Annotated in this window: 3 protein-coding genes and 1 pseudogene; 3 read left to right on the top strand and 1 reads right to left on the bottom strand. The window is 41.4% G+C overall.

The genetic code is table 11. The features are described from left to right. Positions 1-128 precede the first annotated feature (128 nt). Together L0G63_RS12605 and L0G63_RS12600 are read left to right on the top strand one after the other, a co-directional pair. Positions 129-3,629: a VCBS repeat-containing protein gene (locus L0G63_RS12605; RefSeq protein WP_301450971.1), complete on the top strand. Its 3,501-nt coding sequence runs from the start codon at positions 129-131 to the stop codon at positions 3,627-3,629. Between the two features lie 64 nt (positions 3,630-3,693). Next, the gene (locus L0G63_RS12600) at positions 3,694-7,056 is read left to right on the top strand and encodes a transglutaminase family protein (protein ID WP_301450970.1); all 3,363 of its coding nucleotides are present in this window, start codon (positions 3,694-3,696) and stop codon (positions 7,054-7,056) included. Between the two features lie 1,326 nt (positions 7,057-8,382). Here the strand turns inward: L0G63_RS12600 and L0G63_RS12595 are convergent. After that, a pseudogene (locus L0G63_RS12595) lies at positions 8,383-9,458 on the bottom strand (IS3 family transposase). A gap of 113 nt (positions 9,459-9,571) precedes the next feature. Here L0G63_RS12595 and L0G63_RS12590 point away from each other — a divergent pair. After that, positions 9,572-9,979, top strand: a complete 408-nt coding sequence (locus L0G63_RS12590; RefSeq protein WP_301450969.1) for a hypothetical protein — start codon at positions 9,572-9,574, stop codon at positions 9,977-9,979. The last annotated feature ends 33 nt before the right edge of the window (positions 9,980-10,012 follow it).

The following is a 10,012-nucleotide window of genomic DNA, read 5'->3' as shown; positions in this document are numbered from 1 at the left end:
ATATCGAGCTGTACTACAATCAGACGAGGATTCAAAAGGGTTTGGGCTATCAATCACCAAGACAGGTGTGGTTTGATTATTATCGTCAGGCTGCGTAATTAAAATCTCCCAAGTTTAAGTCTACGGGATTGACGGCAGGGGTCAGTGTACCAACGTTAGCAGATTTTGATGGTGACGGCATTGCAGATATGGGTGTGGCTGGTGCTGCTGCCTATACTGTTATGCGGAATGATGGCAGTATTATCTGGTCATCACCTACGCAAGATCGCTCATCTAATGTAACGGGTTCAAGCATTTTTGACTTTAATAATGATGGGAAATCTGAAGTTGTATACGCTGACGAAGATTATTTTAGAATTTATGATGCACAAACTGGTAGTGTTATCTATCAGACACCAAACTCTTCACATACTGCCCATGAAGCACCCATAGTCGTTGATGCAGATGCAGATGCAGATGGTCATGCAGATGTTTTATTCGTATCTAACAATACTACAGGAAGAGCTGGACGCACCGCTGGCATACGCATGATCTCCAGTAAAAACAAAGACTGGGCGAACACACGTAATATTTGGAACCAGTACAGCTACCATGTCACCAACATCAATGATAACCTATCCATTCCTAAGAATGAACCCAACAGTTGGGAGGTGCACAATACCTATCGCGCCAACTTAATCCCTGGTGTCAATGTCACCGCCGCCTCTGATTTAACTGCTTCATACATTCAAATCCATGACAAAGGCAATTCTGCGCCCAGTCGCTTTACTGCTCGTATTGGTAATGCTGGAGGCAAGCCTGTCGCCAAAGGTACACCGGTTAGTTTCTACCGACTGGCTAAAGGTGTAGACGCGACTCAAGCTGAGCTGATAGGTAAAGTCACGTTGACTGATACACTGGATGGTGGTGACTATGTTGATCTGAGTATTGATTATACTTCTGCTAATGGTAGTCTTGCTGATTTTGGTGAGCTGATTGTCATTGCTAATGACGCAGGCGCTGGTGTTGATAGTGCCACAGGTATCCCTAACCCCACTGATCCTACAGACCCTATTAGCCGTCAAGGTGTTGTCCAAGAATATACCCGCAGCAACAATATCGCGCGCATCGCTGTCACTGGTGAGTTCACTGCATTTAGTCTAGCAGGCAATGTTGATAAAACCTCTTATACAGCCAATGATATCGTTACTATCATGGCAACGCCAACCAACTTAGGCAGCTTTCCTACATCACCAAGCGTTCGCGTCAGTATTATTGATAGTGCAGGAAATGTCATTGAGCGATTTGCTGATACTACCACTGACTTGAGTGTTGCCCTTACCAACATTGGCAATCCTCCGGTTAATAGCGCCAACGTGCTAAACACATGGCAAACGGGTCAGACACCAATAGGCAATTATACCGCCCATATCGAGCTGATTCATCAGGATAAAGTCGTCGCTGAACTGGATAGAGCCTTCGCTATCGTCGCTGATGGTGCGCTCTCCGCTCAAACAAATAGCCAGTTGTATGTCGATAAAACACAATACCTACCAACAGATATGGTACAAATTCACTCGCGTGTCATTAACACCGCCAGTAATGCGATGGCAGGCCAACGTGATGTCACTTTAACGGTCACTGACCCTAACGGTCAGAATATATGGTCGCAAGATTATAGCTATAATGAGCTCGCACCAAATGCCATCAAAGACCAGTATTTTAATGTACCTCTTGCCGATGCTATAACGGGTAGCTATACCGTTACCAGTACAGCGATAGCAGCTGATGGGACTCAAGCGAATCAAGCACTGACACAATCATTCACTGTGCTATCAGCTGCGCAGACAGGTTTTGGTGTGGCAGGTACGTTAGCGGGTACATCTGAGATAACTGTCGGTGAAACCGTTAATTGGCAATGGTCGATTGATAACTCGAGCGATGAGCCGCTAAATGATTTGCCATTATCGATAGCGCTATTTAGAGGTGACAGCTTAGAGCTTTTCCAAACACTTACATTATCGTCAACCAGTATTGATGCTTCTGGTACGTTATCAGGTGTGTCGCCTTGGATAAGTGCTGGCGTCGATGGAGAGCGTATCACAGCTGTCTTGCTTGCAGAGTTTGCTCAAGGTCAAAAAGGTTTGGCACAATCTCAGGTTTTATTAACTGAGCCTCCTATCAATGTCACCATAGGCGACAATGATAATATCGATAATACGTTATTGGTCTACTATAACTGTGTACCGGGTTGGAATGTCTATAGTTATAAATTTAGTCATGGCAACCACAAGCAAGATTGCTTTGAACAACGCGCATCAGTGTTAGAGCGTTATCTAAAACGCCTAGATGTACCCTATAAGCTGGTATCGCGTCCAGAAAAATTCGCTAATGAAATGCAGAGCGGTAAATATGCTCAATACTGGTTGTTGGGGGCGGTTAAGCCATTACATCCCTATACAAGAAGAGAGCTTGTTGAACTGGCATATAGTGGTGACAACCTACTCATAGACAGTGCAATGAACGGTTCTGTTGATCAAAATCTCTATAGCTTAGCAGGGGTAAAACGTCGAGGTGCTTTGCGTCTAAACTCAGATACTTTAGCGTTTTCTGATCAATTTGTTACAGCGCCAACTGATGACATGATTGCTAATACTGCGCTTCGAATGACTGGTCGTCCTAAAGCACACCATGGAAGCTGGGCACAGCATTTAACCCTCATTGATCCAAATAAAGCTGAGGTTTGGGCTACGGTGAGTAATGACTATAGCGGCGGGCACAATAAAAAAGGAAACAAGCATCACTACCAAAGTACAGACTATCCTGCAATTGTGGGTCAACGCTATGGTAATGGAACACCAATAGCGACCAATTTTGATGTGATTGGTAGTTTGGATTTGGCTACTTCAGCAGAGATTTCACCTTATCCCAACAGTAATAGCACTACCAACGCCCAAGAGCTTCATTGGGACAATGTCTTAACGCAATTACTAAACTCACGCCGCCAAATTGTCAAAACTGACTATGTGCCAAATGAAGTGGTACGTCTGCCTGTAGATATAGAGAATACTAGCAATAAAGATAGGCACATTCTTGTGAAATTAGATTTGCCAGCAGGCAGTCAATGGTTGGGATATAACGGTGGGATGGATGACCTTGTTAAGGACAGTGACACCGTCAATTATCAGATTACTGTCACAGCTGGACAGTCTATTCATGATGTACTGACTATACGATTGCCACAAAATTTGGGAACTCATCCCGTACGATTAACGGTCTCAGACGTTACTAACGGTAGTAACAACTCCGTACTACTAGAGGAGTTTGAAACACGCTATCTAGTGCGAGATATTGAGTCAAGAATCCAAATATTGCATGACACGATTCACCAGTGGTCATTGTGGAGCCGAAATGGAAAACTCAAGATACATGCCAAAGCTCAGTTAGGTCTCGTTTATAAGCATCATAAATTAGGATTGCATCATTTAGCTGTGTATGAAGCCGCTCGTCTTGGTGAAACCCTATCGAGACTGCAAGAAGACGATACTTCAAGCGAACTTGAACAGCTGCGTTATGAGTTAGATGAGCTTTTAAGAGCGCTGCAGATAGAACTGTACCTTTCTCGGAATCAGTATGATCCGCACGTCTAAGCCAATAACAAATGTGGTAACCAAATCTAACTACTATGACCGTAAACGTACCTGAGGCACGACCATGACGCTTTTTTTTAAACCAAATCCGCAAGACCCAGCATTCACTCAAGCAACTAAGCTGACCAAAGCATTGAGCATCCTATGTACCGCAGGGATGCTCAATGTCATCACCTTACCAGCACAAGCCGCGGCTGCCAACGACAAAATCAAAGCTGAGCTTGAAGCCAAGCAAAGCCTTGTCGGTAATGATGCTTATGACAAACTGGTCAACTTAACTGCTAAGTACCAACTGGAACAAGCAAACTATCAAGAGCAGCGCCAAGAAATGCTTGCAGGTAGAAGCATCTACAAAAAAACTATTGATGGAATTACCAGTCTTTTCACCGATGACAGTGAAATCATCGAAACCGTTGATCCTGAGCTATTGAAAGACACAAAATATCAAGTATTAAGCCTACAAGCACGCATAAATGATGAGCAAAAAAACCTCATTGCTCAATTGTCTGCCCAAACCAAACATATGCAGCAAGGCAACTTTGATAAACAAGACTTTATCGATCAGCGTGATCTTATTAATGAAATAAATGCGCGCCACCAAACCTTGAATGGCTTATTTAAGCAGTTGAGTGCGAGCACAACGGAAAGTCAAAGTTTGGATGCCATATCAGCTATCAACACACAAATACAAGAATGGCAACCCAAACAGCAGCAAACCGATGTAGAAAACCTACCTTGGGGCATGCCTGATAGTGACGTGCGTAAGCCTATTGTTAGCGAAGCGGACAGCGCGGTACTACGTAAAGCAAATTATAATGCCGAGCGACAGCCTTACTCAGCGGTGCACCAATGGCGAGATACTGAATACCGTTTTGGTCAGATGCTACTGGGTCAAACCGCTATTAATACTGACTTTAATAAAGTCGCAGGACTGGCAGGTCAAACAGACGCAGGTAACTGGACAGTACTAAATGCTTTACCTGCTCAAGTACAACCTGCTGACTTGACCCAAACACCCGATATCCAAATCACGCAAGCTATCATAGACAAAGCAGCCGAGCTAAATAACAATCCTGCTGAAATCTATAAATGGGTACATGATAATATTCAATATCTGCCAACCTATGGCAGTATCCAAGGTAGTGACTATACTCTGCAGACCAAACGTGGTAATTCATTTGATACCGCCAGCCTCCTTATTGCGCTCCTTCGCGCCTCAGATATTCCAGCACGTTACGTCTACGGTACGGTCGATATTCCAGCCAAACAAGCAATGGACTGGGTCGGCGGCGTCAGTAACATCAGCGCGGCTCAGAACTTGCTCGGTCAAGGCGGCGTGCCCAATGTGGCCTTGACTAATGGCAGTGTCGCGACCCATCTACGGATGGAACATGTCTGGGTCGAAGCCAATATTAACGCCATCAGTGGCGGCGCTGCCAATAATGATACTCAGACCCAGTGGATACCGTTGGATGCCAGTTATAAGTCCTATACGCGTACAGAAGGCATTGATCTAGCTAAGGCTGTACCATTTGACGCTGAAGCCTTGATTGCACAAGCCAAAGACGGTGCGCTTATTGATGAGTCGACTGGTAGCGTACAAAACCTGAATCAAGGCGCGGTCAACCAAGCGATTGAAGACTATCAAGCGCAAGTCCAAAACTATATCGAACAAAACCATAGTGACGCGACGGTAGGCGATATACTTGGTACGAGCACGATCAAACCTTACAATAGCTCGATGTTAAGCCCTGTACTGCCGTATCAAGTCAGAACGGTAATATCTGATTATCAAGAGCTGCCTGACAGTATACGACATTATTTCACTATGGTGCTGTATGAAAACGTTGGTCGTTATGGTGGCTACGCAGGTTTAAGCTCACCTGCTTTAGACTTTAAAATCGCTACCGTTCAGCTACAGGGTAAACCATTAGCGCTGTCCTTTAAGCCTGCAAGCCAAGCAGATGAAGATAAATTACTTAGTTATCTGCCAAAAGATGAGAATGGTACACTGCCTAGCAGACTACCAACCAGCATCACTATGACGCCTGAAATCACGCTAAATGGTGAGGTGCTGGTCACAGGCAGCAATTATAAGCTTGGTGACAGCATCAGCGGTAAAATGAATATCACAAGCCCTGGTAGAAGCTCTAATGGCGGGACCGATAAAGAAATCATTGCAGGCGAATACCATGCAATTGGCTATGACTTACAAGGCCTAAGCCAGCAGCAGCTAGAAAATACAAAAAGCACGTTAGAAGCTGCCAAAGAAAAGCTAGAAAAGTTTGAACAAACTGAAAATCAAGCAGCCCTCGACGGACTTACCAAGCACGATCTAACTGGTGCTGTCTTACAAGCAGGTGTACAAAGCTACTATGCAGTCAATGATACCCAAGACATCATCGTACAAAAGCAAGCAGGCATCGTTCAGTATCCCTTCTTAACCTATGGAACGTTTTCCACCAACCTAACCCCTGAGTATCGTTATGGTCTACCACTTGCGGTAAAAATGGGCGGCGTGGTCATGGATATCGATAAAATCCTGCATACTAAGGTGGAAGTGAATAATGACAGAGAAAAACTGACCGCTTATAACCTCTCAAGAGGACCAAGCTATAGCTTAAATGAAAATCTTGTTCCTGAGCAGTTATTTGATAATCCTGAAACGCAAGAAAAAGAAGCCGATGGTATCAGTGCGACAAAAGCCCTCAGTCTTGCCGCTCAGCAAGGTCAGACTATTTATACAATCACTAAAGCCAACTATGCTGAGATATTGCCAAAGCTGAACCATAGCGATGTGGTGATGACGGATATTCGTAACGGCGTGAATGCAGGTAAAATAGTCACCGTGCATGATACCCAGATCACACTGAATGGTTGGTCAGGTACGGGCTATACCATCTTAGATCCAGAATCAGGTGCTGGAGCGTATATGATCGGTGGTGGACTTGATGGAGGGTTTACTGATGTAGATGATTTAAGAAACGGTCTTTTATTCATTTCTACATTATTATTATCAACATCAGATTTCTTTACAAATATTGATGGAACTGTGAAATCAAAGTGGTATATCAGTGAAACTTTAAAACAAAAAAGTAAATTAGGTAGATGGTCAGCACGAGCTGGTGTTCTAGGAGCGGTTGTTGCTAATATAATAGTAGCTGCAGATTCCGACCTATCACTCAGTAGCAAAGTTGGTCAAATAGTTATCAATACCTTATCATTTGGAGCTATATCAGCCTTAGTACCATTGCTCGCGACTGGCTTCTTAGGTTTTGCTCTCTTGATGCTTGCAACAGTAGCTATCAGCTATTTAGCTTCCTATATCAATAGCAATTTCTTTGCGTATAGGAATAACTCCAGAAAAATGAAATTTAAAATAGATTATAGTGACTCAAATTATGTACGAAATATTTCTTTTGTATAGCATGTTTTTATTTTCTTTAATTGTTACGGCTATTATAGTGGGAGCTTTACTATTAGATGTATTTGTTTTTCTATTTGGAGAAAGAATCAATTGTAATATAGTTTCATACAATATATCCGCTTTTGGAAGAGAGTTTTATTTAGGTCAGTGGCACTCTATAAATATTACTTATGAATATGAGGTATTGTCTAAAAATTATAGGAGTACCTTACTTAACTCTACAAATTCTGTAATGAAGCTTAGTTATGATAGTGCTAATAAAAGTTTACTAAAGTGTATAAACAAGCGTAAAGTTTATGTTTTTAAGTTGTTTCCTAGAATGTCAATGATAATGCCTTTTAATCATGACCTTAGATATTATTTAGGATTAATATTTGGTGTTTCATGTATGGTATTCTCAGGTTTAAAACTGAGTATATTTTAGGCACGGGCTAACTAGCACCTTACTTTTGGAATTAGTATTACAGTAGTTAAATTTCCAAGTACCAGGGTTTAACTACATATTCACTTTGAGTCTTAAAGCGTTAAAGACGACTAAAGAAAATAGAACGGTTTCAACCAACTGAAAGTTGAACTGCTTTAGATGGCCTAACAAGCGCTATCTGCAAAGCTAGTGTATAAAGTTATCATGCAGTCAATGACGCTTAAGATATCACTGTAAAAAAGCGAGTAGGTATCTCCAATATCCCTATTTGACCTAATATAGTCTTAACTAACTTAACACCTGAGCATCGCTATGATCTTACATTTGCTGTAAAGGTGAGTATCCATATTTACATAAAGTTCCATGTCAAAGTGGAGATAAGTAGATGGAAAAATCACCGTTCATGGTTTTTATGAGTTACGAAAATGGAAACCCTTTTGGTAAAAAGTGGCATTGGATAATTACATCAAGGATAGAGTATTGAGAAAAACTCTTAAATATAAGTATAAATACTATACTTAATTTACCTTGATGTAAGTATAATATTTATACTTATTAGGTGACCAAAACAAGCTTATTAATCAGTATAAAATGTATTAAAGTATGCTAAACGTCTTAACATAATAATCTCTATAGCCCTTGCTACATAAGTCTTTACAGGTTGACATAGATTAAAGTAATTTAATGAAATATGGTGGGTCTAGCCTGTCACGCCGGGGGTCGCGGGTTCGAGTCCCGTCCGCTGCGCCATATTTAAAACTTAAGTTTTATACAAGTTTCGCCTCAAACATTAGATTGTTTGGGGTTTTTTTGTGTCTGTATTTACTCTTAATCCCTTTCTTTATAAGGGCTGGGTGCTTTTGTAAATACCCCATTCTTAACACAATATCATCGTAGAATAATTAAGCCACCTGCCTGTACTCGGCAGGTGTCATATCATTAAGTGAATCATGGGGTCTTTCAGTGTTATAAACCGTGATCCATTCCTCAGTCAGCTTACTAACCTCGTTTAAATTGTTAAAAAGATAACAGTCTAAAACCTCATTGCGATAACTACGATTAAATCGTTCAATATAAGCATTCTGATAAGGACAGCCAGGCTCGATATAGTCAATATAGATACCATGAGCCGATGCCCAGTCAGTAAATATGCTGGATGTAAACTCACTGCCGTTATCCACACGGATCTGCTTAGGATAGCCATGCCACTCGGCTAACTGGTCGAGGTAGCGAATTACTCGGAGTGATGGAATGCTGATACCAATATCAATGCCTAATACTTCACGGTTGTAATCATCAATCACATTAAAGGTTCGAAAGCGAATATTGTTATGCAGCTTATCGCTCATAAAGTCCATAGACCAAGTATGACCCAATGCGTCTGGCACACTTAGCGGCTGGGGGTTACGTGTTGGTAGCCGTCTTTTAGACTTACGGCGTAGGTTTAAGTTTAACGCTGTATAAACACGGTGTACTCGCTTATGATTCCATGAATAGCCAAGCTTGCGTATACGCTTAAAACACTTAGGGAAGCCCCAACGATTGTGCTTATCTGTTAGCTCATTTAAGACATCAATAATCTCACTATCATCAGATAGTTTAGGTTTATAGTAGTAAGCGGTTCGACTCATACAGACCACCTGACAGCTCGATGCAATACTAACACCATACTGCGCCTGCAATTCTTGCGCCCAGACTTTGCGCTCAAGGGCAGGCGCTATAGCTTTTTTATGATATCTTCCTGCATTTGCGCTTTAAGGCTTAAATCAGCATACATCTGTTTAAGCCTACGGTTTTCTTCTTCAAGCTCTTTTAATCGTTTGACATCAGAGGCTTCCATACCGCCGTATTTAGACTTCCATTGGTAAAATGTCGAGCTAGCTACCCCGTATTTACGACACAGCTCTTTAGCAGGTATCCCAGCTTCTGCTTCTTTTAATATCGATACGATTTGGGTCTCAGTCATTCGTTTGCTCATATTAAAACTCCTTATGGATATTTTATAAGAAATTCTACGTTTGAGCTGTGTTATTTTAGGGGATAGTTACAAATATTTTCCATAATTTTAATTCCAATGGCGTTCCAGAAAAAATGTCAAATGGTCAATACAGGTATAAAAAGTTTGTTCATAAAAATGGACAGTTTGAAGTGATTGTTGATACTTTAGATGGTAATTTATCTAAGGATGATTATAGTCGTATTGTTAGAGATCCTACTAATGTAGGTACTTACAATTATTATGCTCCAAGAGATGATGGTTTGAAGCATTTAGTCTATGATGTAGACCCATATATTGATTTTGGAAGTGGAAAAAATGATAGAACGGATTTAGGTGATAGAAGGTCAGTGCCAGTTAGCAAATCCGTTATGGGAATAACTATACCTTTAGGAGGGGCAGGTGCTGCGATGGGGAAGTTAGCTAATTATCAGATAAAAAAATCAACAAGTGATTTTGAAAAATCGAAAAATCTATGTGAAAGTATAGTCAGCTCAAAATAAAATTGTTATGGTTAGGGCAAACATCATAAAACA

This window comes from Psychrobacter sp. (genome assembly GCF_030454045.1).
Taxonomy (GTDB): Bacteria; Pseudomonadota; Gammaproteobacteria; order Pseudomonadales; family Moraxellaceae; genus Psychrobacter.
This window is presented reverse-complemented; position numbering and strand designations above follow the sequence as displayed.

Excerpts from the sequence above, each read along its gene's own strand:
- L0G63_RS12600 (WP_301450970.1), top strand. The coding sequence starts at position 3,694 with ATGACGCTTTTTTTTAAACCAAATCCGCAAGACCCAGCATTCACTCAA.
- L0G63_RS12590 (WP_301450969.1), top strand. The coding sequence starts at position 9,572 with ATGTCAAATGGTCAATACAGGTATAAAAAGTTTGTTCATAAAAATGGA.